The organism is Gulosibacter macacae (assembly GCF_003865375.1).
Taxonomy (GTDB): domain Bacteria; phylum Actinomycetota; class Actinomycetes; order Actinomycetales; family Microbacteriaceae; genus Gulosibacter; species Gulosibacter macacae.
Genome location: NZ_RQVS01000003.1, coordinates 81,283 through 106,259 on the forward strand (window position 1 = coordinate 81,283; position 24,977 = coordinate 106,259).

The following is a 24,977-nucleotide window of genomic DNA, read 5'->3' on the forward strand; positions in this document are numbered from 1 at the left end:
CTGCGAACCTGACGTGTCATACCGGACCTACCAAACCTCACCTGGCAGGGTCCAGAAAATGCGGCAGATCAGCGCAGATCGCAGTGACGTTCTGTCATATCACCGTCACAGCGCGTGCGAATCCTCCATCAGCTGCCCGCACCACAAACACACCACCACAGCCGCCTGACGGACCTCGCTTCGGTACTCGGTCGGGCTCCGTCCGGTGAGCTTGCGGAACTGCTGCGCTGCGTGGGCTTGATTGGTCCAGCCGACGGCTCGGGCGATGTCACGCACGGGTTGATGGGTCTCGCGTAGAAGCTGGGTCATCATTCGGACACGTCGGTGGATTAGCCATTCGATCGGGCTGACTCCTAGTGCGTCGTGGAAGACACGGTTCAGGCGTGACGGCGAGAGCTTGGCGGTGGTTGCGAGATCACGCAGCGACCACGGCCGGGACAGGTCATGCTCCATCGCGTTCATCGCCACGATGACCTCTTCTCGTAAAGCGGGTCCAGCGGAGATCCGCTGGCTCTCCCTGGAGCGGCCTTGAGGGAACGGCCGCGGTGCCTGAGCCAAGATCCGGCTCGCTCAATGCCCGTTCCCGGCGACCGCTGAGGCGCGGGAAGGGAGAAGCCAAGCGATGCTGATGAGTCCGAGTACCGCAGCGGTGACCCCCATCAGCAGAATGGTTCGGTAGCTTGACTCAGTGCCGAGGGGAGTGAGGGCCACGGAAGCGTAGGCGCTTCCGAGGATGGTGACTGACAGCAAGCTGCCGAATTCGTAGGCGACCTCTTCGACTCCGGATGCCATGCCGGCACGTTCCGGGGAAACGTTGGTGATGATGGTGGAAGAAGCCACCGTGATCAGGACACCGATGCCAGCCCCAGCTGCGACAAGGGCGATTGTGAATACCCCGAGGCTCACCGGGAGGAGGAGCGCCCCAACCGCGTAGCCAACGGCAGCAAGACCTGCCCCGCCAAGCAACATCGGGCGTGGGCCGATGCGGGAGAGCAGCGAACCACTCAGCAGCGATGTGACTGTCGCTCCGACAGCGATACACCCCACCAAGAGCCCACTGTGTAGCGGTGAGTATCCCTCGGCTGTTTGGAAGTGCTGAGAGGTTACGGCTCCGACTCCGGCGAAAACGAAGGTGCTCAGCCCGGCCGCCACCACTCCCGCGGACACGCCGCGGTTACTGAAGATGCGGAAGTCCAGGAGCGGTGTCTTCAGCCGTGCTTGTCGCCGGGCGAACAGAGTAAAGCTCACCGCGGAGACCAGAATCGCGCCAACAAGCAGGACCGCGGACGGATCCGGCAGCGTGACCTCCTTGATCGCAGCAACCATCCCGGTCAGACCAGCGAGCGCGAGCAGCGACGAGAGCAGGTCCCAGGGCACCGCCCCCGACTCCTGAGCCTTTGGCGCATAGAGCCCTGTCAGCACAAAGGTGGCGATCACGATGGGCACATTGATCAGAAACACAGAGCCCCACCAGAACCACTCCAAGAGCAGTCCGCCCACAAGCGGCCCGAACGCGATCCCGCCGATCGACACGCTTGACCACACGGCGATAGCGAAGTTCCGTTCCTTCTCATCACCAAACGTGACTCTGATGATCGCCAGGGTCGCGGGAAGCATGAGCGCCGCTCCCACTGCCAAAAGCCCTCGCGCGAAGATCAACACACCGGGGCTCGGTGAGAAGGCCGCAACCAGCGACGCCACTCCAAACAAGACGATTCCATACTGGAAGACCCGCTTATGGCCATACCGATCGCCGAGAGTCCCGGTTCCCAAGAGCAGCCCAGTCATCACCAACGGGTACGTGTTGATGATCCAGAGCGACTCACTCGTGGTCGCACCCAGATCCACAGTCAACGGTGGGACTGCGATGTACAGGATCGAAGTGTCGAGCGTTGCCAGCAGCAGTCCAAGTGAGACCGCTGTCAGCACCAGCCAGCGCCCGTCGGGACGAACCGCAGCATCTGCCGCGGCGGTGTTTCGTGAGGTCATCCGATCGTGGGTCCTTTCTCCGCGTGGAGGAAGTCGGCATGTCATGACTGCCGAGACGGCCAAGAAGCAGCCCCCGCCGCAGCATCGTTCTGCGTAGCGCTTATCTCGTTACGTGGGTCGATTCACGTCGAAAACCGGCGGACGAGGGTCGTCCAGGAGAGAGGCAAAGACGAGTGTGTCGGTCCATTCGCCCTTGTTCCACCAGTCCAGACGCAGGTGGGCCTCCTGCTGCATGCCCACGGCAGAGGCGAGCCTCGCTGAGGCCTTGTTGCGGGCATCCATCTGAGCGACCACGCGGTGCAGTTGGTGGTGCTCGAAAGCAATGCGGAGGACCTCGGCGACCGCCTCGCGCGCGAAACCATGGCCGCCGTGGGCTGGATGGAGTACCCAGCCGATTTCCGCGACGCGGCGTTCCTTGTCGGTCAGCCACAGCAGGACGTCCCCGATCGGGACGCCGCCATGCTCGATGACCAGCGCAAGCGCATTAGTCTCGCCATCGAGGCCGGTCTTGCTCAGGCGCTCGGCGAGCTTGTCGCGGGTGACTTCCGCGGTCCACGGCTCATCCAGCAGGTAGCGGGCAACGTCAGGTCGCGAGTACAGCTCATGAAGCCACTCGGCATCGCCTGTCCCATGCAGACGGAGCCGAAGCCGCTCCGTCGCCAACGGCCCCTGGGCGCTGAGCACGAGATCGCGCCGGTAATGGAACAACTCCTCGTGCTGTCCTGCGGGCGTGGTCCCGACGGCTCGCTCGACCTCACGGAACCCCGCGTTGGTCAAGCACCGCTGGGAGTCCTCGTTCTCCGGAAGTGTGCGTGCCGTCAAGGTTCGAAGTCCACTGTTGCGCGCGAAGCGCGCTGCCAGCTCCAGGCCCCGACGAGCGTGCCCTGCTCCGCGTGCATCGGGATGAATCCAGAACCCGACCTCGGCAGCCTCAGAGCTGACGTCGAAGAGCACCAAAGAGCCCACAAACCGGTCCGTCTCGGCGTCGGCAAGTGCAAGGACTGCCAACGTGCCCGACGACAGACCCTCAGCAACCTCGTCACGGATCATCCGTCGCACGGACTCGGGGGTGTAGTCCGGCTCCGGCAGGTGGCCGAAGCGCCGCACAGCCTCATCCTTGGTGCCGGCTGCATACGCTTCCGCGTCCAGCTCAGAGAGGGGGCGTAGGCGAGTGTCCTCAAAGGTGATCGGAAGGGTGGTGGCATCCAACATGCGCTAAACCTAACATAGAATGGATAGCTAACTGAAGCGTGTTTGGTTAGGCTGGTGGGGTGAGCTACTGGGAACACCGAAAACCTGTGCAACGCCTCCGCGCAGTGGACATCGTGGAGGTTGCGAGGGCATCGGTGAGGCTGCTGGACGAAGGCGGGTTGAGGGCCCTCACCCTGCGATCTGTGGCGCAACAGGTGGGTGTCGCTCCAGCCAGCCTGTACTCCCGCGTCGAATCCGTCGACGATCTGTTCGACCTCGCCCTCGACACAGCGCTTGCAGACGATCCCGTGATGTCCGAGTCGATCCGCAACGCCGACCTGCCTGCCCTGATGCACGCCTTCTTCGCGCACCTCACGACCCACCGGTGGGCCGGTCAGGTCATCGGTATGCGCGCTCCCAGGGGCCCGGCGTACCTGGCCCTTTCCGAGCGGATGTGCGTCCTGCTGGAACAAGCGGGTACCCCGGATCCGCTGGGAACTGCCTACCGATTGTCCAACCTGGTGATTGGCGCCTCGCTGACCGCACCCATGGCGTCTGACGAGAAGCGCGTCGCCATTGACCCTGACCAAGCTCCTACCTATGCGCGGCTACACGCGACGCACCACATCAGCCCACGCGAGATTCTCTCCGACGGCATCACGGCACTCCTGTCGTGAGGGGGCCTTTTGATTCGGGGCTGCCCTGCGTTGCTGATGGCCACGGGCTGGTCTCCGTGAGAGTGCGCCCAATCGCAGTGCGCCGATATTCGGACGGGCTGATCCCGACGAAGTCGGTGAACTGCCGTGCGGCATGCCCACGGCTGCGCCACCCGACTTTTGTCATGGCGACGCCGATTGGAAGATCAGTCTCGACCAGGAGCTCAGCCAGCCGATGGGCCCGAATGTGAGCCAGGTACCGCATGGGCGGCATCCCGAATCGTTGTGTGAACGCTCTGCCCAGCTGTGACACCGAGAGGTGAACCAGCGCGGCAAGTTCACGGAGCCGCCAATCCCGTTGAGGTGCTTCTGCGAGCAGCCGCGCTGCCAGTTCTGTGGATGTTTCACCGGAACGGTGCTCCGTGGCACTCCTAGCTGTTGACGTGTAGCGGCAGGCTTGATGCCGCGCAGCGATGGTCATCGACGGCGCCTCCTCGACTTCACCTGCTGCGTCTGCGCACGGTGCGCAGGCGGTGAAGAACCGGTGGTCTTGAACAAGTCCACCCATGCCTCGACGGGCATGTCCTTCGGGAGTCCTGCAGCGGTCATGCCGTGGCGTGTCAGCCACGCCTGTGCGGTCTGTGGTGACCCGAGTGAGGTGTTGCGTGCGAGGATCTGGGCCAGCCCGCGGCCGGGGCCGGTGTAGACGCGGTGGACTAGGGCATGGAACTGGCGTCGCCGTGTCGGGGACAGCAGCGGGTGTTCGCGGCGGTGGATGGTGAGGATTCCGCCGTCGACGCCCGGACGTGGGGTGAACGCGCGAGCGGGAACACGACTTTGCAGCGTGAACTCGTACCAGGGCGCCCATTGCGCGGTCATCAACGTGGCACCGCCGACGCCTGCTCTGCGCCGCGCGACTTCCCATTGCACGAGCACGATGGCATCGGTCCATGCCGGGGAGTGCAGGATGCGGCGCAGTATGGCTGTGGTCTGGTGAAACGGCAGGTTGCCGACGAGCACATGCGCAGATGTTGGAAGCCGGTAGGTCAGGAAGTCGTCGGCGACGACCTCCACGTGCGACGGGAGACGTTGGGCCAAGCGTTGGGCGAGCCTGGTGTCGATCTCGACGGCAGTCACCGGTCGCCCGAGCTGGGCCAGCGGGGTGGTGAGTGCTCCGTCACCGGGGCCGATCTCGATGATCGGGCCCTCGGTGGCAGCCACGAGCCGTGTGATCGTGGCAATGGTGGATGGGTCAGTCAGGAAGTTCTGGCCGTGCTCATGACGGCCACCTCGATAGGTAGGCACTGTTTGCTCCGTGGTTGTTGCGGAGCCGGGCACGCTGAAAGAGCCGCCCGGCCGTGATCATCGGGTGCGGGAGCAACAACCTGTGGAGGGTGCCCGCCGCTGTTAGCGGCTGCGCAGACGCAGCGAAGCAGTGCCGTAGAACAACATGCCCACCAGCGTAGGTGACCCCGCTGCCGGTCAGCGACTCAATATCCCGCCTCTGCCCAAAGACGCGGAGATCCGTATCAATGCTGGCCAGTACCAATCCCGAGCTAACCCACGGCCGCAGAGCCTCGGCATCATCGAGATTCGTTCCGTGAGAGACCTCGACAGATCTGCCACGCCTCTTGCAGATCGAGGCTTGCTTGGGTTGCCGGGTCGGTACTCTGACTGCGCGACGTAGTGAACGTCGCGCCCAAAAGGAGGTGGTCGGCATGCCGACGCTTTCTCTGCTGGACGACGCCTGCGGCATGTGGGAGTCGTAAAACGCTTGTGGAGGGGCCGTAGGTCCGTGGATAACCTCGCGGCTGGAACCCTGAGAAGCGAGAAGCGCGTCGCGGCGTAGCCACGTGGCGCATTCCATCCTGGCAACGGGGTGGCGTTCCCGAGACTTCGGTGAACGGCAAAACCTCCAGAGTGCGAAAAGATCCAGGAGGTTGGCGGCGACGCCGCCGAGGGGGTGGCCGTATAGGTCACCCCCTCTCTCGCATCTAGGACGTGAGCACCTTTCGGTGAGAGAGGTGGTTCGTCTTGACGGTGTCGATGCGGGTGATGTCGGCTGGCGACGGCTACACGTACCTGCTGCGCACTGTGGCGGCTGGTGATGGTGACCGGTCGCTGTCGACTCCGTTGACCCGCTACTACGCCGAGGCTGGCACCCCACCTGGACGCTGGCTTGGTTCCGGTGTCACTGCTTTGGGTAATGGTGAAATCGCCCCTGGAGCGCAGGTGTCGGAGGCGCAGCTTCAGTTGCTGGTGGGGATGGGGCGGGATCCGATTACTGGTGTGCCTTTGGGGCGGGCGTATCCGGTGTACAGCTCGACGGCGGAGCGGGTCGCGGACCGTGTCGCGCAGCTGGACCCTGCCCTGGGGGCGGTGGGGCGGGGGCGGGTCGTTGCGCAGATTGAGGCGGAGGAGGCTGCGCGGGGGTCGCGGCGTGCGGTGGCGGGGTTTGATTTCACGTTCAGTGTGCCGAAGTCTGCGTCGGTGTTGTGGGCGGTTGCGGACGCGGGGACGCAGGCGTTGATTGCGCAAGCCCATCATGAGGCGGTTGCGGCGGTGGTTGCGTTCATGGAGCGCGAGGTTGCAGCCACCCGCACGGGCGCAACTGCTGGGGATGGTGCGGTTGCACAGGTCGACGTCACGGGTTTGATCGCGACGGTGTTTGATCACTTTGATTCCCGTGCTGGGGACCCGCACTTGCATACGCATGTGGTGATCAGCAACAAGGCCCAAACGGTGTTGGATGGGAAGTGGCGGAGTCTGGATGGGCGTCCGATGCATGCCGCGGTTGTCGCGTTGTCGGAGCTGCACGAGGCTGTGTTCGCCGATCACATGACCCGCACCTTCGGCGTGAGCTGGGAGCCGCGGGAGATGGGCCGGGACCGGAACCCGTCATGGGCGATCACCGACGTCCCCGAGGAACTGGTGGCGGAGTTCTCGACCCGCTCCCGGCACATCAACGAGGCGACCGACGCGCTGATTGCTGACTACGTGACCCAGCACGGCAGGCGCCCGTCGCCGGCGACCGTCATGAAACTGCGCGCCCAGGCCACGCTCGCGACGCGTCCGGAGAAGCAGGTCCGATCCTTGGCGGAACTGACGGCCGAGTGGCGCACCCGCGCCAGCAGACTCTTGGGCAGTGATGCGACGGTGTGGGCGCGGACCGTCACCGGCGGGGACCGTCCGTTGCTGTTGCGGGCTGATGATGTGCCGTTGGATCTGATCGGGCAGGTGGGGCGCTCGGTGGTCGAGGTGGTCGGGGAGAAGCGTTCGACGTGGCGGCGCTGGAACCTGATGGCCGAAGCCGCCCGCCAAACGATGGGGTGGCGGTTCGCCACCGTCGAGGACCGCGAAGCCATCACCGCGATGGTCGCCGACGCCGCCGAACAGGCCTCGCTACGCCTGACCCCACCCGAACTGACCACGAGCCCGGTGGAGTTCCGCCGCCTGGACGGAACCAGCGTGTTCCGGCCGAAGCACTCGACCGTGTTCTCCTCCGACACCCTCCTCGCCGCCGAAGACCGCCTCCTGCAACGGGCCCGCACCACCACCGGGCCGAGCATCGACCTCGCCACCGTCGAAACGATCACGAGCAAGCCTGACGCCGAGGGTCGGGTGCTCGGTCCCGACCAGGCTGAAGCTTTGGCGTCGGTCGCCGTCTCGGGCCGGGTGGTGGATGTGTTGGTGGGGCCGGCGGGAGCCGGGAAGACAACGGCAATGAATGCGCTGCGCCGGGCATGGGAAACCGAGCATGGCGCCGGGTCTGTGGTGGGGTTGGCCCCGTCTGCGGTGGCGGCGCAGGTGCTGGCCGACGATCTGGGCATTCAGACGGAGAACACGGCGAAGTGGTGGACCACCTACCAACACACCGGCGCCACCTTCCAGGCCGGGCAGCTGGTTATCATCGACGAAGCCTCCCTCGCCGGCACCCTCTCCTTGGACCGGATCACGCAGGCAGCGGAGGAGGCGGGGGCGAAGGTGCTGCTGGTCGGTGACTACGCCCAGCTCCAGTCCGTCGACGCTGGCGGTGCGTTCAGCCTGGTGATCCACGACCGTGACGATGCTCCCGAGCTGGTCGATGTCCACCGCTTCACGAATGCTTGGGAGAAGACCGCGTCCCTGGAACTACGGCACGGCCGCACCCCGGTCATCGACACCTACCTGGCACGCGATCGCATCCACGACGGCGACGCCGAGGCCATGACCGATGCCGCCTACACCGCCTGGCGACACGACCGCCAGGCGGGATTGGCGTCGGTGCTGATCGCCGAAACCCGCGAGAACGTCACCGCCCTCAACGTCCGCGCCCGCGCTGACCTCATCCTGGACGGCACGCTGAAGCCCGGCCCCGAAATCACCCTGTCCGACGGATCGGCAGCGGGCGTGGGGGACACGATCATCACCCGCCACAACGACCGGCGGCTACGGAACCGGCACGGCTGGATCCGCAACGGCCAAACCTGGACCATCAGCCAGGTTCGGGGCGATGGGTCGGTCACGATCCGCCCACCCGGGGCCAGGTTCGGAAACAGCATCGTCCTACCCGCCGACTACGTGGCCGAGCACGTCGACCTCGGCTACGCCGTCACCGCCCACCGCGCCCAAGGCATCACCACCGACACCGCCCACGTCCTCGTCGAACCCACCACCACGCGGGAGAACCTGTACGTCGCGATGACGCGCGGACGGGAGTCGAATCAGGCGTACGTCGTCCTCGACCGTCCCGATGATCACGCCACTGCGCATCCGGGTGACAATCCTGACGCCACCGCCCGCACGGTCCTCTACGGCGTGCTCCAACACAGCGGTGCTGAGCTGTCGGCGCACGAGACCATCACCGCCGAGCAGGACCGGTGGGGCTCGATCGCCCAACTCGCCGCCGAATACGAAACCATCGCCGCCGCAGCCCAACACGACCGCTGGACCACCCTCATCACCAGCAGTGGCCTGACCACCGACCAAGCAGACGCCGTCATCGACTCCGACGCTTTCGGCGCCCTGACTGCGGAACTGCGCCGAGCCGAAGCCAAGCACCACAACGTCGACACCCTCCTGCCACGCCTCATCAAGGCGCGCGGGTTCGCCGACGCCGACGACATCGCCTCCGTCATCCACCACCGCCTCGCCAACGCCACCACCCGACCCGCCGGCTCCGGCCGCGCACGACGGGCGCCGCGTCTCATCGCCGGACTGATCCCCGAAGCCGCCGGCCCCATGACCCCCGACATGCAGCAAGCCCTGACCGAACGCCGCCACCTCATCGAAACCCGAGCAGAAGCCATCCTCGACACCGCCCTGCAGACGCAAGAACCATGGGCTATGGCACTCGGTCCGATACCCGCCAGTGGGCGGGAGCGGCAGCAGTGGCGACGCCGCGCTGTGGTTGTCGCCGCCTACCGTGACCGCTACCAGATCACCGACCCCACCCCGCTCGGCACCGAGCCCGAGGGCGCGGCGCAGAGGATCGACCGTGCCCGGGCCGAAACCGCGCTCCGGACGTTGCCCCGCCCGACCATCCACGACGAGCGTCATCGCCCCGCTGCCCAGGCGACGCGGTACCTCGACCTGTAAGGGGCACAAAGAAGGGGCTCGCACCGTCCAGAGGGATGGTGCGAGCCCCACTATCTGTCGACCGGGCTAAAGAGATCGCTCCTGCGGTCCAGCCGCCGGCGCCGTGTGCCGTGTGAACTCGGCTGACAGCCCCGGACAATGGGTTGTGCGGTCGGCGGTGAGTTCTTCGACGTCGGCAGCGGAGGTGACCAGGTGTGCGTGGCCGGTGCGGAGTAGCTCGTGCGGACCATGACTGGTGGCGCTGGTGACCGGCCCCGGCACTGCACCGACCTGGCGTCCGAGCTGGCGGGCCTCGGACGCCACGCGCAGTGCCCCCGACCGCGCACCGGCCTCCACGACCACCGTCGCCGCTGACATGGCCCCCAGCAGTCGGGAGCGGGCCAGGAACCGATGCCTCGTCGGCACCGCTCCGAGAGGAAGCTCGCTGACCAGCGCACCCACATCACCCACCCGATCCAGCAAGTCACTGTGCCCGCTCGGGTAGGGGCGGTCCACGCCACCGGCGAGCACCGCGATCGTGTCCCCACCGGCCGCCAATGCCGCGCGGTGCACGGCAGCTTCGACACCATAGGCGCCACCGGCCACCAGCACGCGTTCACGGTTCGCGAGGTCGGCAGCCAGTTCGCCCGCGACATGCTCCCCATACGCAGAGGCCGCCCGAGACCCCGTGACCGTCACCAGATCGTTCAACGGTCGCGCCAGGAACGACGTCGCCCCGCGCACGAAGAGAACATACGGAGCGCGTTCGTCGAGATCATCCAGCGCTCGGGGCCAGTGCGCATCCCCCGGGACCAGAGTGGCGATCCCGCTCTCCTCAACCATGCGCAGCCGCTGGTCAAGCCCATCCAGCCTGCCCGGTGAGGTGAGGCGGTCACGCCACACCTGACCATCGACCCGGGCCAAACCCGGCACGGTCGTGTCGGTGTCGAGCAGCCCGAGCGTCTCAACGGCACCCACGCGGCGCATCAGCCCACCGGTGACGGGATCATCAGGCTCCGCCAGCATGGCCAGCACCACTCGGGCACGACGCTCATCAACACCAAGACCAGTAACACCAGACATGACGCACCCTCCTCGAACAGACTCCGCCGAGTAGGTGCGCCAACACAGCCCGCGAGCCTCGCGCGGCTGTCAGGCCGTGGGCACCGGCGAACGTGACAGCAGGCGCCGGTCGCGACGCTCAGTAGTGCGGGCACGCACCAACAGCACCACGCTCACCGGCCCCATGACCAGGAACTTGAACGCGTTCCAGATGCACAGCAGCACCAGCAGGTGGAACCAACCAGGCGCACCGCGGCCGATGAGAATCGTCAGGATGTTCGCGCCCGCGAGATACGGGATGGCCAGCAACATCGCCGGCACGCCCCACTTCAGCCCCCGCCGCGTGCGGAGCCTGTCCAAGACGATGTTGGTCGGCATGTAGCGGTGCAGGAAGTCCCGCGTGTGGATGCTGGCGATCCAGATCAGGCGAAACATGAGCACAGTCCTCTCCTCGTCACCGGCGACAAGGAAACAAGAGGACCACTCCGACCGAAGCCATCAGGTCAACCACCGCATCCAACGGTGGGCCACGCAGGTAGAGGCCGCCTACAGGCAACCATACTGCCTGGCAGTCGCGAGGGAAGTGAACCCGCCGCTGTCGCGCGGGGACCGGGGTGTCCACGGCGGCGAGGCTCTCTCGGTTCCCGGTGCTCGCCGCTAAGATGGAGCAAGGGTAACGGCTAGCGGTTCAAGGAGGCAGAGATGGCGCGTGCTGACCTGCTACTTGACCTCGTCGAAGCGGAGAGACGTGGTGACCGAGACCGATTTCGCGTTCTCGTCGAAGCTGTAATCGCTGAGGAGCGAGCTAACCAGCATCACCTTGTCGCTGACCGCTTGTCCGAGCTGATTACCACTACTGGGCAGAGCGCTCCGCGTGACGACCATGCGGCAGCTATGCGCGACCTGATCCAGGAGATCGTTCCTCAACGCCGCTTGGAAGAGCTAGAGCTTGCACCGGTCCCTCGTCGGGTCGTCGCTGAGTTGATTGAAGAGCAAAAGCGTTCCGAGCTGCTCCGCAGCTACGGAATCGAGCCCCGCAACCGACTCCTGTTGTCTGGTCCGCCGGGTAACGGCAAGACCAGCGTCGCCGAGGCGATCGCCTCAGAACTGATGCTGCCCTTCTACGTCATCCGTTATGAAGGAGTGGTCTCAAGCTTCTTGGGCGAAACCGCTGCACGGCTCGACAATGCCTTCGAGTTCGCACGGACGCGCCGTTGCGTCCTGTTTTTCGACGAACTTGACACCATCGCTAAAGAGCGATCGGACGAGCACGAGACAGGAGAGATCAAGCGCGTGGTCTCGACACTGCTGCTCCAGATCGACCGGCTGCCTCCGCATGTCCTTCTAGTCGGGGCGACAAACCACAGCGAGCTTCTCGACCGGGCAGCATGGCGACGCTTCCAGATCCGCGCCGAACTCGAACCACCCAGCCGTGCTCAAGCGACGCGCTTTCTCGAACGCCTCGCCGCCCGGCTGGGCGGTGATCTCGGATTTGCCCCGCGCACTCTGGCGGACAAACTTGCGGGAGCTAGCTTCTCCGAACTGGAAGAGTTCGCTCTCGACGTGCGTCGCAGAGCAGTCCTCGAACTCCCCGACAGCAACCTCCGGAAGATTGTCCAAGAACGTCTGGAGCACAGACGAGATCAGGCAACGGGATGACGGCCGAGCCTCGGCCCCTCCTGGCATTCGGGGCACCGAAGGTTGCAGGCCGACCAAAACAAAAGGCACGCGATCTGCCACGCTTGTCCAAACCAACCAGCGGCAGGCAGGGCGCACGCCTGACACCGCAATTTGGTGAACTGCGCTCGGCGTTCGATGCCGAGCGCGCACGTCTCTCGCCTGACGCGCGGGATGAGGTAGATCCGGCCTTGGTAGTGGTCTTTGACCTCGCCGGCAGCGTCACGGATTTCCGCAACGCGATTGACAAAGTCGACGGGCTGGAGTTCTTGTCTGAATTGATCGGGGAGCAATCTGACCCTGACGACGATTTCCACATGGTGGAGTCCAAGAGCGGCCGTACGGACAAGCCCGTTCAGCACTCCCTGTACCTGATGCTGTCGAACGCAAGAGCGATTGATCAACTCCGCAGCTTGTTCAAGACTTGGCAAACAGACCCAACAACAAAGTTTGCTCGTGGCCTCGGCAGGTTCAAGACAGCGTTCGAACAGCTCACCTCAATCAGACGCTGGGGGCCAGAGGATCGCATCCGAGAGACCGGCCTTCGCGAACAGTGGCAAGAGACGCTCGACCTCGTCGGCCAATCCGTGAGCACTGTGATGGTTGAAATCGAGCTGTGGTACCGCTCCGATGCTAGACAGCGCGCCACCGCGCAAGCGCACGTCGAGCAAGTCATCGCCGACAGTGGCGGGCGTGTGCTCGATCGCTCTCAGATCGGGGAGATCAGCTACCACGCCCTGCTTGCCGAACTGCCGATTCAACAGGTTCATTCACTGACCACCGAGGGTGCCGAGTCGATCCAACTGCTGGCCACAGACGAAGTCATGTTTGTCAGCCCGTTCACCCCTATGCACGTCGCACCGCCGACCACGGAAACGAGTATTCAGTTCGACCTGGAACCCCGAAGAGGTGCCCCTTCTGAGTTGCCTAGGGTCGCCTTGCTGGATGGGTTGCCGTTCGCCAACCATGACGCCCTCGCAGGTCGACTGGTAGTCGATGATCCTGATGGTCTTGGCGAGGACTACCCGCTGGCCTCTCGTTACCACGGCACGGCGATGGCGTCCTTGATCATTCATGGAGACCTTGCCACCCGCAGTGAACCGATCGACCGGCCCCTTTATGTGCGTCCAATCATGCAACCCCACGAGTTCATGTCAGGACACGAACAGACCCTGCCAGACAGGCTGTTCCCTGACCTGCTACACCGCGCGGTCAAGCGAATCGTTGAAGGTGATGCCGGCCACGACCCTGTCGCACCCAGCGTGCGCGTCATCAACCTCTCCATCGGGTCCCAAGCACGAGCGCTCGTGAGAAGGATGAGCCCTGTTGGCCGACTACTCGACTGGCTAGCTCACTCCTACAACCTGCTGTTCATCGTCAGCGCTGGCAATCACCTCGGCCCAATCACAATTCCCGTTACCGTGGCCAGCGACCCCGAATCCGCTCGATCCGCTGCAATCCGAACCCTCCACGACAGTGCGCTGTTGCGCGGCATCCTCCCTCCAGGAGATGCTCTCAACGCACTCACCATCGGAGCGACCCACGCCGACGGGCTCGGCGATATCGACGTACCAGACACCGCCTGGGACATTACGCACCCGAACGGACCTGCCCACTACGGCGCTACGGGACCCGGCGTCGATCGATCAGTCAAGCCCGACCTGCATCACACCGGTGGCAGAGCGCTCTACACCCGCCCCGTCATTCCAGCCGATCGCCTAGAAACCGTTGCCGTGGAACTGGCCCAGACCGCAACTACCGGTCCGGGGCTCCAGGTGGCTGCACCTGGGCGAGCAGGCGCAACCAACCACACCGTCTTCAGCGTCGGCACGAGCAACGCAACGGCACTGGTGACGCGCGAGGCCAGCCGACTCTTCGATGTCCTTGAAGCTGGCTCCGACGATTCAGAAGACGCGCCGCTGCCAGATCCTCAATATCATCCCCTACTAGTGAGAGCCCTCCTTGCCCATGCGACAAGCTGGGGCGATTGGGAACCGCAACTGCGCCGCGAACTCAAGCTGAGCAAGCAGGAAGCTCGTCGACACCTGACCGCGCTTCTGGGCTACGGGCGCCTCGACACAGATCGACTCGGCGCTGGGGCCACAAACAGAGCAGTCCTAGTCAGCGGAGGGCTGATAGCCGGCGACCAACGTCACACCTATGAGTTGCCACTCCCGCCTTCGCTTCGTGCACGCGCAGAATGGCATCGCCTCACCATCACCCTGGCGTACATGGCCCCCACTGTCAGTCGGCTCAACCGCTACCGAAGTGCGAAGGTGTACTTCGCCACTCCAGACAAGCAACTCGCAGGCGGAGAACGCATTGATGCGGAGCACAACTCGGTCAGGCGAGGGAGCCTCCAACACGAGATCGTCCAAGGCAGCCGCGCCATGGTGTTCGGCGACGATGACACGTTCCCGATCCACGTTGAATGCATGGACGACGCCCAACACCTTGGTGCTGGTAAGACGGTGCGATACGCACTCGTGGTCTCCATCGAGACAGCAGAGCAGACCTCGACCACGATCCACGACGAAGTACGGGCAAGACTGCGGCAGCAAGCCCGCGATCGCGCGCGCGGCCGGGTACAGAGCTGATATGAACGGCGAAGGACTGCATACTCGGACCCAGCTCCTGTTGGAAACATCAGCGTTGGTCATGATGTCTTGAGCTCTTGCCGAAACCGTGGGGGGCTCCATTCAGACACGACCGTGCGTGTCGCGCATCATGACACCGGCGGCGATCAAGTGTTTGCGGACTGTCCCCGCGGTGTAGCCGAACTTGTTGCCCACACGCTCCAGTGAAGCCCCCTGCTCATACATGGACCGCATCAGCCGAATCTCGCTGATCGACGGGGAGTGGTTGCGGAGGACGACACCGCCCTCTCGCAGGAGGCGAGAGAGTCGCTCGTGTCCGAGGCCAACTTGCCGGGCCACAGCCTTCAGGGACCCGCCGGCAACGTAAGCGGCTTCCGCTCGCTGGAGGAGGTCTGCGGACGCTCGCGGCGCCTGCTGCGGTTGGTGCCTCCGGCGGTGCGTCCTGTGCTTTCTCGCGCGGATGGACTGGTGTGCTCGCGACATCTGAATCACCGGCGGGGCAAGTTTCGACAAGCCTCCCGCTAGGTCCACCACTCCAAACACCCGCACTTCACTGGAAACAGGCCGAAGTTGCGGGTGTTTTGTACTTAGCACAGGGGGTGCCGGCGGTCGCCGTAGAGTAGGGCGACATGCATCCGCTTGACCAGTGGCAACCAGTGCTCGAACGCTGGAGCCTAACTCCCGACGGGTTGCCGTTCTCAACCCCGAGCAGCGACCTGCTCGCGGTGCGCTGGCAGGGCCGACCCGCAATGCTCAAGCGCGCAAACACCCCCGAAGAACAAGCCGGGGCCGCCGTGTTGCGCTGGTGGGGCGGTGACGGCGCCGCCGAGGTGTTCGCATATGACGGTGACACCGTGCTCATGGAGCGAGCAACCGGCTCCGGCGACCTCATGAACATGGCCATCACCGGCCGCGACAGCGACGCCACGCTGATCTTGTGTGACGCCATCAAGCACCTACATCGGCAGCGGCCCGGCGCACCCGAAGCCACCCTCACCCCGCTCGCTGACTGGTTCAACTCGCTCGCCCTGGTGCGCAATGACGACCGACGCTACGCACGGTCTTGGGCTGTGGCCGAATCGCTCCTTGCCGATCCGCGTGATGAGGTCGTGCTTCACGGTGACGTGCACCACGACAATGTCCTTGACTTCGGCGCCCGGGGCTGGCTCGCGATCGATCCGAAAGGCGTCTACGGCGACCGCGGTTATGACTACGCCAATCTCCTCACCAATCCAGATCTCCCAACCGCCGCCGACCCCGAGCGCTTCGCGAGCCAACTCGAGGTCATCGTGGTTGCATCCGGGTTGTCGCACGAACGGCTCTTACGCTGGGTGCTTGCCTTTGCTGGCCTCTCTGCAGCGTGGTTCGACGAGGACGGTGATGCGGAGCGGCGAGACCGGGATTTCGTGATCGCCGATCTCGCCGCTGCACGACTTACTGACCGCTCCGAGTGATTAGTGAACTGGGACGAGGCTGGCTTTTGATCCCGTGCAAAGATTGGCAAATTCAGGCCCTCACAAAACAGCCCTGTGAGTAAGCCGTGAGCGACATAACGGTTTCATGAGACTCAAAGCGCACGCGATTCATCTACTCACCGCCGGTGCTCTCGGCGTAGCGCTCGCCACGTCGGCATTCGTGCCGACCACCGCACAAGCGGCAACGTTTGCACTCATCGAAGATGCGGCACTCGCCGGATGTATCAACGGTGCGCTCAAGCGCGACGCAGCGACGCCGATTACCGAGGCTGGCGTCGCGACATTCCCGGATCGGCTCAGCTGCTAGGGCCTCGGCATCACCGACCTCACGGGTCTCGAGCACTTCACGGGGTTGAAGACGCTGATTCTTCCGAACAATAAGATCGCTGACGCCTCGAACCTCGCGGCGCTCACTAACCTCGACGTGCTGCGACTCGACTACAACCCCGATCTCGCGAGCATTGAGTTCATGTCAGCGCTGAAGAACTTGACGGTGCTCCAGCTCAACTCGCAGCCGCTGCTCGGTTCGCAGACGGCCACCCTCGCCAACCTGCCGCTGAAGCAGCTCACCGTGAACAACATTGGCCTGACCTCGGTCGAAGAAATTGCCAAGATCGCGACCCTCGACTACCTGGCCATCAGCAACAACGAGGTGCGCGATGTTTCGCCACTCGCGGCGCTGACCAATCTGACTGACTTGCGCGCAATTGGTAACCAGGTGCTCAACTTCGACAGTCTCGGTGGCCCTGGCCTGACGACCTTCTACGGCACCAGCCAGTGGTCGACCGCTGACCGAGTTGCGTACGTTCCGGTCGGCGCGGCCAGCTACACGCATCCAATTGTTGCCGGTGAATTGACCGCGGTTGATGGCACGGATGCGGGCTTCGTAGCGCCGGATCGGTACACGAATACCTACACATTTGACACCGAGAAGGTTTCGTTCACCGAGCTCGCTGCGGATGCGGAAATCATCCGAGCCAAGTTCGCCCACGAGACCGCGCGCTTCAACGGCTGGGTCGCGTATGAGATCGTCTGGTCGGACTTCACGAATGCTGATCCGTCGCCCGCAATCGAGGGTGCGGCGGTGACGCACGAGTTCACCGTGACCGAGGGCTTCCCGGTGCAGCGGTTCGAGCTTGCTGAAGGCGCACTGCCTGCCGGTGTCACGCTCAACGAAAATGGCACGCTGAGCGGTACCGCGACCGAAGCGGGTACCTTCCCCATCACGGTGAGCGCCCTCGACGCGGTCGGCAACACCATCTCGCACACCTATGCGCTCGTGATTGAGCCGGCCCCGATTGAGCAGCCCACGGAGACAGCCATCGCGCCGACGACGGTGCCTGTGCCTTCGGCAACGGCTACTGCTACGGCTACGGCAGCGAAGCCGGGCAACCACCTCGCGCAGACCGGTAACGACCGAAACGATGCGGGCATCCTCTTCGGCGGTGCGGCACTGCTGCTTGCCGGCGCGGCGCTCCTCGGCTTCCGGTCGCGACTCGGTCGCGCGAACTAGCCGTTCACGAATCTGAACCAGAGCGAGGGTGCATCTCTACGGCGATGCGCCCTCGCGCTTGCGATTACCACCGTGCGCGCGATCCATACGCTCACGCCATACGTGCAGGTCAGCGACATACCCTCGTCACCGGTGAAGGGATGAGCATGGTTGAGACCACCGGGTCAGTATCCAGTTCAAGCGCGAGCGACGCCCGATCGCGCAAATTCGCATCGCTCAGCGAAGCGCTCAGCGAGATGAACATTCCGTTCGAGAATCACACGCTGATCCGTCGCATCGTCGAAGGATGCGATGTCATCGGCCTCTACGAACGCGGCGGCTACATCAAGGCGGTGCGACGCGACGGCGGCCGCGATCTCCACATCCACAGTGGGTTTACCAACGGCTTCGAATCGGCAGCCATCGTGCAGGCTCTTCTTGGCGAGGTGGAGTCGTTCGACTCGCAGCGCGGCTGGGGATTGGTGCATCCTGAGAACAAACTTCGCGAGGCGAGCGCAACGCCAGCAAAGGCGGCCCCGATTGACTACGGAGTGTGCGACAGCTGCTTCCTTACCCTGCCCGCCACCGGTGTTTGTGACTGTGGTGGCTAAGTCGCACCTACTCGGAGTCGTAACCTTGCTCGCGCAGGCGGTCGCGCATCCGGTCACGGCCGTGGAGCCCGGCGGCTGAGCCGAGCCGGCGCACGATCGTGCGCGCCCAGCTGTAGTTGGGCTTGTCGAACTCGGCGTAGTACTCGGCGAGATGGTTTTCGTAGTCAGATACGGGTTGCTCCCATGCCTCGGCGTCGTATTGCTCGTGGTGGAGCACGGCCGCCTGCGGCAGTCGGGGCTTCGTTCCCGCTTGCTCGGTCGGGTCGGGATGGCCAATGGCGAGCCCAAAAACCGGGAAGGTGAACTCGGGCAGACCGAGCTCGGCGACGACTTCGGCCGGGTTATTGCGGATGGAGCCGACGAAGACGCCGCCGAGTCCGAGCGATTCCGCCGCGAGGAGTGCATTCTGCGCGGTGATGCCCGAATCGGCGAACGCGACGAGCGTGCTTTCCATGTACCCGACTGTCGTGGCTTCGATGTCTTGGGTCTCGACGAGTTTCGCGGCGCGGTGGAAGTCGGCGACCCAGATGAGGAAGACGGCGGCGTCTTCGACGTAGCTGCGCCCGCCGATCGCTTCGGAGATGCGTCGTTTGCGCTCGGCATCGCGAACGGCCACGATGCTCCAAATCTGCAGGTTCGACGATTGGGATGCCGATTGGGCTGCCGCGACGATGCTCGTGAGTTCGGCGTCGGTGACCGGCTCGGCAGTGAACTTGCGCACCGAGCGGTGGCGAAGCTGCAGGTCGATCGTGGGCGAAGACACCACCTCGGCATCGGGCCACGACTCGAGCCCATAGCGAGTGGCGAGTAGCGATGCCGATTCAGAACGCCAATCGCTTGGCTGAGGTGAGTCGGTCATGTGCTGCTCGCTTCCGTCGCGGGGTGTGCCGGGCTGACACTCGATGCTAACGAGGCGCGGCTGAAACGGCGGTGCTTGGCGGTGCTCACCTTCGGTTCGATAGCGTGGCGTGCATGACTTCAGCGCGTAACTTCGCTCAAACTCTGCTCAACTCTCGTGGCGTGCCTTTTGGTGTGCTCTCGACTGCGGGCTATACGGTGCTCGGGCTCATTGATCCGAATCGCCTGCGGCCAGGCGCCCGACTCGGCTATCGGCTGGCGACGGCTGCGCTCGGTGCGTACTCGACTTGGGCGCTCCTGCGCACTGAGGGCGAGCGCGACGGCACGGTGCAGCCACAGCTCACTGCCGGGCTGACGGCGGCAACTGCTGGCGCGGTACTCGCCGGTTCCGAGGTTTCGGAAGCGCTCGACGCGCGGCTTCAGCGTGGGTTGCAACGTGCGGGCGTGCGACGACCTCGCGCCCTCATGGCGCTTGGCGGTGCGGCGATTATGGCGGGTACGTGGTGGCTGGATGCGCGCCGCCCCGCCGAGGAGGTTGCCGAGTTGGCCGATTGGCACCTCGACGGCGAAATTGAAGAGGAACTCGGCCCCTTGCCGAGCGAAGTGCGCGAAATCGTCGCGGCCATGCTCGATCGAGTGGATGGACCGGGTGCCGCCGCGCTTCGCGAACAGCTCGCGACGGCGAATTTCCGGCAGTATGTGCCGACCGACGAAGAGGGGTTCGTCGCCTCCGGTGCCATTGAGGTGGATGCATCGCTACCGTTGGCAGTGCCCGGCACCGGCAAGTTGCCGGTCGTCGCGCGCTTTCACGCAATAGAGGGCCGTACCTTTGACGTCGTCGTCTGGGCGATGGACGGCCGCCTCGACAGCGTCGCCATTCAGGAAGGCGCCGACTGGGACCGCGACGACCTCATCGAATGGGAAATGGCTGGCCACGGCCCGCACGAGCTGGGTGCGTGGCCCGCGCTCGGCGACCTCGAGTTCCTGGTTGAGACCCCTGAAGGGCTACTGCCGGCGTAGTGCGAAACCGCAACGGTCATCAAAAGTGGGGGGATCCGGTTATATAACCGGATCCCCCCACTTTTGATGACTCTTTCGTCGAGGCGACCTACTTCAGATAGCGGTCATACGCCGGCACGGTGAGGAAGGCCGGGAACTCCTCCCCAAGCACCAACTCCTTCATCAGTTGGGCGGCATCCGCCGCGCGGTTACCCGGCTCCTCGGCAAGTTCATCCGCGTACTTGTCGATGAAGTACTCGACCCGCTCGCGCACGATCGGGCGGCCCTCATCGCTCACGAGCCCCTGGTTGATCCACTGCCAAAGCTGCGAGCGCGAGATTTCGGCCGTGGCCGCATCCTCCATGAGATTGTCAATCGCCGCCGCACCTTGGCCGCGCAGCCAGCTGTCGAGGTAGCGCACGGCAATGCGAATGTTCGCGCGGATGCCGGCGTTCGTGATGCGCGCATCCTCAATCTTGAAGTTAAGCAGGTCGGCCGCAATCACGCGCACGTCGTCACGCTGCCGCTCAACCTGGTTCACTCGACCTGCCAGCACCGCATCGAATTGCTCGCGAGCAATCGGCACAAGATCAGGATGCGCAACCCAGGTGCCGTCGTAGCCCGCGTTCGCCTCGCGTTGCTTGTCGGAAGCAACCTGCGCGAAAGCACGTTCGGTGACTTCGGGGTCGCGACGGTTCGGGATGAACGCACTCATACCGCCGATCGCGTGCGCACCGCGGCGATGGCAGGTCTGCACGAGTAGCTCGGTGTAGGCCCGCATGAACGGTACCGTCATCGTGAGTTGCGCCCGGTCTGGCAAGACAAACGCGCGGCCGCGATCGCGGAACAGCTTGATCACGCTGAAGAGGTAGTCCCAGCGACCCGCATTCAAGCCAGCGCAGTGGTCGCGCAACTCGTAGAGAATCTCATCCATTTCAAACGCCGCGGGCAACGTTTCAATGAGCACGGTGGCTCGGATCGTGCCGTGCTCAATGCCGAGTCGCGACTCGGCAAACGAGAACACGTCGTTCCACAGTCGCGCCTCAAGGTGCGATTCGAGCTTCGGCAGGTAGAAGTAGGGGCCGGCGCCGCGCGCAATGAGTTCGCGAGCGTTGTGGAAGAGGTAGAGGCCGGCATCCACGAGCGATGCCGAGACAGTACCGCGGCTGCCGCCCGGCTGCGAATAGGCGAGGTGGCGCTCGGTGAGGTGCCAGCCGCGCGGCCGAAACACAATCGTCGGCGTCTGGTCTCCGAGTCGATACTCCTTGCCCTCGGGCGAGACGAAATCAATCTCGCGCCGAATCGCATCGCGCAGGTTAATCTGCCCGCCAATGATGTTCGACCAGGTCGGGCTGAGTGAGTCCTCATGGTCGGCGAGCCACACCTGGGCGCCCGAGTTCATCGCATTGATGGTCATCTTGCGATCGGTGGGGCCGGTGATCTCAACCCGGCGATCGTGCAGGCCGGGCCCAGCACCGGCGACGCGCCAATTCGCATCCTCGCGAATGCCGGCGGTCTCGGGCAGGAAGTGAGGCATCTCGCCCGCGGCGATGCGGGCGCGGCGCTCGCGGCGGGCGGCGAGACGCTCACAGCGGATGCGAGCGAAGCGGTCGTGCAGCGCCGCAACGAACTCAAGGGCCTCGGGCGTGAGGATGTGGTCGAATCCGGGCTCGAGCGGGCCGGTAACCGTGATGCTGCCGCGGGTCGCGGAGGGCCCCTCGGTGAACGGATCTTCGGGCAACTCAGTGGTCGGGTGGTCGGTGGTGGTCGTGGTGATAATCATGATCGTGGTCCTTTCTCGAACCGTTGCGAATCTCGAGCGGTCGAGATCAGTGGAACTGTTCCGATTCGGTCGAACCCACGAGCGCAAGGGTGGCGCTTTCGGGATTGAGCGTGGTGGCGATGCGGTCGAAGTACCCGGTGCCGACTTCGGCCTGGTGCTTGTGCGCGGTGAAGCCCTGTGCGGCCGCCGCGAACTCGCGTTCTTGCAGCTCGACGTAGGCCGACATTTGCCGGTCGCGGTAGCCGAGTGCGAGGTCGAACATGCCGTAGTTGAGGGAGTGGAACCCGGCAAGTGTGATGAATTGGAAGGCGTAGCCCATGGCCGAGAGTTCACGCTGGAACTTCGCGATGGTCTCGTCGTCGAGGTGGCGGCGCCAGTTGAAGCTGGGGGAGCAGTTGTAGGCGAGGCGCTTGCCGGGGAAATCCTGGTGAATGCGCTCGGCGAAGCGGCGGGCAAGCTCGAGGTCGGGTTCGCTCGACTCGACCCAGAGGAGGTCAGCGTATTCGGCGTAGGCGAGGCCGCGTGCGATGACCGGTTCGATGCCGCCGGTTGTTTCGTAGAAGCCCTCGGCGGTGCGCTCGCCGGTGAGGAATGGCTTGTCGCGCTCATCGATGTCGCTGGTGATGAGGTTGGCGGCGAGGGCGTCGGTGCGGGCGATGATGATGCTCGGTACGCCAGCGACGTCAGCAGCGAGGCGGGCGGCGTTGAGGGTGCGGATGTGGTGACCGGTGGGGATGAGCACCTTGCCACCCATGTGTCCGCACTTCTTTTCGCTTGCGAGTTGGTCTTCCCAGTGCACGCCCGCGGCTCCTGCCTCGATCATGCCGAGCATGAGTTCGTAGGCGTTGAGCGGGCCACCGAACCCGGCCTCGGCATCGGCCACGATCGGGGCGAGCCACTCGCGCGAGTTCGTGCCCGTTTCGGCGAACTCAATTTGGGCTGCGCGCATGAGCGCATTGTTGATGCGGCGCACGACGGCCGGCACCGAGTTCGCGGGATAGAGGCTCTGGTCGGGGTAGGTCTTGCCCGAGAGGTTGGCGTCGGCGGCGACCTGCCAGCCTGAGAGGTAGATGGCCTGCAGGCCCGCGCGCACCTGTTGCACGGCCTGGTTGCCGGTGAGGGCGCCGAGGGCGCGCACCCACGACTCGGGGTCGTCTTGGTTTTCCTGGATGAGGTCCCAGAGTCGCTGCGCACCGCGGCGTGCCAGCGTGCGCTCTTCTTGTACCGGACCGCGCAGGGCGAGCACGTCCTCCGGCGTGTAGTCGCGGCGGATGCCCGCCCAGCGCGGGTCAGCATCCCATTCGGCAGCGAGTTCGGCGGCGGTGGTGCGCTGGTCTCCGGGGCGGGTGAACGAGGTCATGGCAACTCCCTTGTTGTCATTCGGCTGGATGGATTTGGTGGGGGATTCCGCTTCGGTGTGGAGGCCGGGTGCGGAGGTCTTGCATTCAGGTTTGCGCCAATTTCGACCCCGAATCGGCGATTCTCGTAGTGAAATAACGCGATATTTCTGCCAAACCGAAGATTCACCGTGCGACGCTGTCCTGCATGACACGCAACGACGCGGTCGTCGACCACGCTGAAGACATGTTCGACTCGCTCACCATTGGCCGCCGCATCCGGGCCGGTCGCCTCGCGCGCGGAATGTCGCTCCAGGCGCTCGCGGAGCGACTCGGCAAAGCGCCCTCGCAGGTCTCGGTCATCGAGAACGGCCGCCGCGAGATCAAAGTGGGTGAACTGCAACAGATTGCGCGCATCCTTGAAGTGTCGTTTGACGACCTGCTGCGACCCGAGCCGCCGTCGAAACGAGCCGCGCTTGAAATCGCGCTCGAGCGTGCCCAGCGCGGGACGCTCTACAACAGCCTGGCGCTCCCCGAACTGCCGGTGCGCAAGTCGCTCAGCGATGAGGCAATTGAAACGATTTTGAAGCTGCACGATGAATTGCGCCGGCTCCACGAAGAACGTGCCGCCACCCCCGAAGAGGCACGCCGAGCAAACGGCCAATTGCGACGCGAACAAAGCCAGCGCGGCAACTATTACCCCGAACTCGAGCGCGCGGCCCGCGAACTGCTCGAGGCCATAGGGCATCGCGGTGGGCCGATTTCGCAGCGCGCCACGGCGGAACTCGCCGCGCACCTCGGCTTCACCCTGCACTACGTCGCCGACCTGCCGCACTCCACCCGCAGCATCACCGACGCCGAGCATCATCGCATCTACCTGCCACTGCGGCCCCACGCGACCGACCCGCGCTCAACGGTGCTGCAGGCGCTCGCGGCACATGTGCTCGGCAAACGCGAACCGGTCGACTTCGGCGACCTCTTGCGGCAACGAGTCGAGACGAACTATCTCGCAGGTGCCATCCTCATTCCCGAACAGGGTGCGGTTGAGTTCTTAACGGCCGCGAAGGATGAACGGGCGCTGTCGGTCGAAGACCTGCGCGATGAGTTTTCGGTGAGTTATGAAGCGGCCGCCCACCGCTTCAGTAACCTCGCCACGGAGCACCTCGGCATCCCGGTGCATTTCATCAAGGTGCATCCGAGTGGCGCCATTCTCAAGGCGTACCAAAACGACGACGTGCAGTTCCCGAGCGATGCGCTCGGCACGATTGAAGGCCAGGTGGTCTGCCGCTGGTGGAGCGCGCGGCAGGTGTTCGGTTCGGAAGACCGCATGAGCCCGTACTACCAGTACACCGACAAGCCAGCCGGCACGTATTGGTGCACCTCTCGCATTGAATCGGGATCGGCTGGCGAGTTCTCGATCAGTGTCGGCACGCGCTTCGCTGATGCGAAGTGGTTCCGCGGCCGCGACACCCAGCGACGACTCTCGTCAACGTGCCCCGACCCGAGTTGCTGCCGAGAGCCCGCCGACGAGCTCTCCTCACGCTGGCGCGAAACTGCCTGGCCGAGCGCTCGACTCAACGCATCCCTCCTCGCGGCGATGCCGAATGGCACGTACACTGGGGTCGACCGCGTGGCGGTGCTCGAATTTCTTGACCGACACGCCCCGAGCGCTTGATCGCTGCGCTGTGAGGTTC

At 64.6% G+C, this 24,977-nt stretch carries 20 protein-coding genes; 10 read left to right on the plus strand and 10 right to left on the minus strand.

Features of this window, described 5'->3' with window-relative positions:
• Positions 1-105: 105 nt before the first annotated feature.
• The 3 genes from EG850_RS03105 to EG850_RS03115 all read right to left on the minus strand — a co-directional run bounded on the left by EG850_RS03105 (position 106) and on the right by EG850_RS03115 (position 3,201).
• Positions 106-462, minus strand: a complete 357-nt coding sequence (locus EG850_RS03105; protein ID WP_124970172.1) for a helix-turn-helix domain-containing protein — start codon at positions 460-462, stop codon at positions 106-108.
• A 108-nt stretch (positions 463-570) separates the two neighbouring features.
• The gene (locus tag EG850_RS03110) at positions 571-1,989 is read right to left on the minus strand and encodes an MFS transporter (RefSeq protein ID WP_124969806.1); all 1,419 of its coding nucleotides are present in this window, start codon (positions 1,987-1,989) and stop codon (positions 571-573) included.
• 108 nt (positions 1,990-2,097) lie between these two features.
• Positions 2,098-3,201, minus strand: coding sequence for a GNAT family N-acetyltransferase (locus EG850_RS03115; protein WP_124969809.1), 1,104 nt, complete (start codon positions 3,199-3,201; stop codon positions 2,098-2,100).
• A gap of 59 nt (positions 3,202-3,260) precedes the next feature.
• On the opposite strand from EG850_RS03115, the gene EG850_RS03120 reads away from it, so the two are divergent.
• Complete coding sequence (locus tag EG850_RS03120) at positions 3,261-3,857, plus strand: TetR/AcrR family transcriptional regulator (protein ID WP_235829188.1); 597 nt, start codon at positions 3,261-3,263, stop codon at positions 3,855-3,857.
• Here the strand turns inward: EG850_RS03120 and EG850_RS03125 are convergent.
• Together EG850_RS03125 and erm are read right to left on the minus strand one after the other, a co-directional pair.
• Positions 3,838-4,404 (minus strand): helix-turn-helix transcriptional regulator, encoded by a 567-nt coding sequence (locus tag EG850_RS03125; RefSeq protein WP_124969812.1) that lies wholly within the window; start codon positions 4,402-4,404, stop codon positions 3,838-3,840. The genes EG850_RS03120 and EG850_RS03125 overlap by 20 nt on opposite strands.
• Positions 4,314-5,141: a 23S ribosomal RNA methyltransferase Erm gene (gene erm / locus EG850_RS03130; protein ID WP_124969815.1), complete on the minus strand. Its 828-nt coding sequence runs from the start codon at positions 5,139-5,141 to the stop codon at positions 4,314-4,316. The genes EG850_RS03125 and erm overlap by 91 nt, the downstream gene beginning before the upstream one ends.
• A gap of 741 nt (positions 5,142-5,882) precedes the next feature.
• Between erm and mobF the strand changes: the two genes are divergently transcribed.
• Entirely contained in the window at positions 5,883-9,413 is a 3,531-nt protein-coding gene (mobF, locus tag EG850_RS03135; protein ID WP_124970175.1) for a MobF family relaxase, read from the plus strand.
• A 66-nt stretch (positions 9,414-9,479) separates the two neighbouring features.
• Here the strand turns inward: mobF and EG850_RS03140 are convergent, their stop codons facing one another.
• Complete coding sequence (locus EG850_RS03140; protein ID WP_124969818.1) at positions 9,480-10,475, minus strand: DNA-processing protein DprA; 996 nt, start codon at positions 10,473-10,475, stop codon at positions 9,480-9,482.
• Positions 10,476-10,544: 69 nt separating this feature from the next.
• Positions 10,545-10,889 (minus strand): hypothetical protein, encoded by a 345-nt coding sequence (locus EG850_RS03145; protein WP_034375417.1) that lies wholly within the window; start codon positions 10,887-10,889, stop codon positions 10,545-10,547.
• Between the two features lie 267 nt (positions 10,890-11,156).
• On the opposite strand from EG850_RS03145, the gene EG850_RS03150 reads away from it, so the two are divergent.
• From EG850_RS03150 to EG850_RS03175, 6 genes are all read left to right on the plus strand, one after another.
• The gene (locus EG850_RS03150; protein ID WP_047691388.1) at positions 11,157-12,113 is read left to right on the plus strand and encodes an AAA family ATPase; all 957 of its coding nucleotides are present in this window, start codon (positions 11,157-11,159) and stop codon (positions 12,111-12,113) included.
• Between the two features lie 83 nt (positions 12,114-12,196).
• Positions 12,197-14,728, plus strand: coding sequence for a S8 family peptidase (locus tag EG850_RS03155; protein WP_235829190.1), 2,532 nt, complete (start codon positions 12,197-12,199; stop codon positions 14,726-14,728).
• 629 nt (positions 14,729-15,357) lie between these two features.
• Positions 15,358-16,182, plus strand: coding sequence for an aminoglycoside phosphotransferase family protein (locus EG850_RS03160; protein WP_124969824.1), 825 nt, complete (start codon positions 15,358-15,360; stop codon positions 16,180-16,182).
• A gap of 106 nt (positions 16,183-16,288) precedes the next feature.
• Entirely contained in the window at positions 16,289-16,510 is a 222-nt protein-coding gene (locus EG850_RS03165; RefSeq protein ID WP_124969827.1) for a hypothetical protein, read from the plus strand.
• A 45-nt stretch (positions 16,511-16,555) separates the two neighbouring features.
• The gene (locus EG850_RS03170) at positions 16,556-17,716 is read left to right on the plus strand and encodes a putative Ig domain-containing protein (protein WP_124969830.1); all 1,161 of its coding nucleotides are present in this window, start codon (positions 16,556-16,558) and stop codon (positions 17,714-17,716) included.
• A 146-nt stretch (positions 17,717-17,862) separates the two neighbouring features.
• On the plus strand, positions 17,863-18,306 hold the full coding sequence (locus EG850_RS03175) for a hypothetical protein (RefSeq protein WP_124969833.1): 444 nt from the start codon (positions 17,863-17,865) through the stop codon (positions 18,304-18,306).
• Between the two features lie 7 nt (positions 18,307-18,313).
• Here EG850_RS03175 and EG850_RS03180 read toward each other — a convergent pair whose 3' ends face one another.
• Positions 18,314-19,165: an NADPH-dependent oxidoreductase gene (locus EG850_RS03180; protein WP_124969836.1), complete on the minus strand. Its 852-nt coding sequence runs from the start codon at positions 19,163-19,165 to the stop codon at positions 18,314-18,316.
• A gap of 113 nt (positions 19,166-19,278) precedes the next feature.
• On the opposite strand from EG850_RS03180, the gene EG850_RS03185 reads away from it, so the two are divergent.
• On the plus strand, positions 19,279-20,184 hold the full coding sequence (locus EG850_RS03185) for a hypothetical protein (RefSeq protein WP_124969839.1): 906 nt from the start codon (positions 19,279-19,281) through the stop codon (positions 20,182-20,184).
• An 88-nt stretch (positions 20,185-20,272) separates the two neighbouring features.
• Here the strand turns inward: EG850_RS03185 and aceB are convergent, their stop codons facing one another.
• Positions 20,273-21,946: a malate synthase A gene (gene aceB / locus EG850_RS03190; protein ID WP_124969842.1), complete on the minus strand. Its 1,674-nt coding sequence runs from the start codon at positions 21,944-21,946 to the stop codon at positions 20,273-20,275.
• Positions 21,947-21,992: 46 nt separating this feature from the next.
• A complete protein-coding gene (gene aceA, locus EG850_RS03195; protein WP_124969845.1) occupies positions 21,993-23,306 on the minus strand; it encodes an isocitrate lyase in 1,314 nt (437 codons plus the stop codon).
• Positions 23,307-23,491: 185 nt separating this feature from the next.
• Between aceA and EG850_RS03200 the strand changes: the two genes are divergently transcribed.
• Positions 23,492-24,958 carry an XRE family transcriptional regulator gene (locus EG850_RS03200; RefSeq protein ID WP_124969848.1) on the plus strand — a complete coding sequence of 489 codons (1,467 nt, stop codon included), beginning with the start codon at positions 23,492-23,494 and terminating at the stop codon, positions 24,956-24,958.
• Positions 24,959-24,977 lie beyond the last annotated feature (19 nt).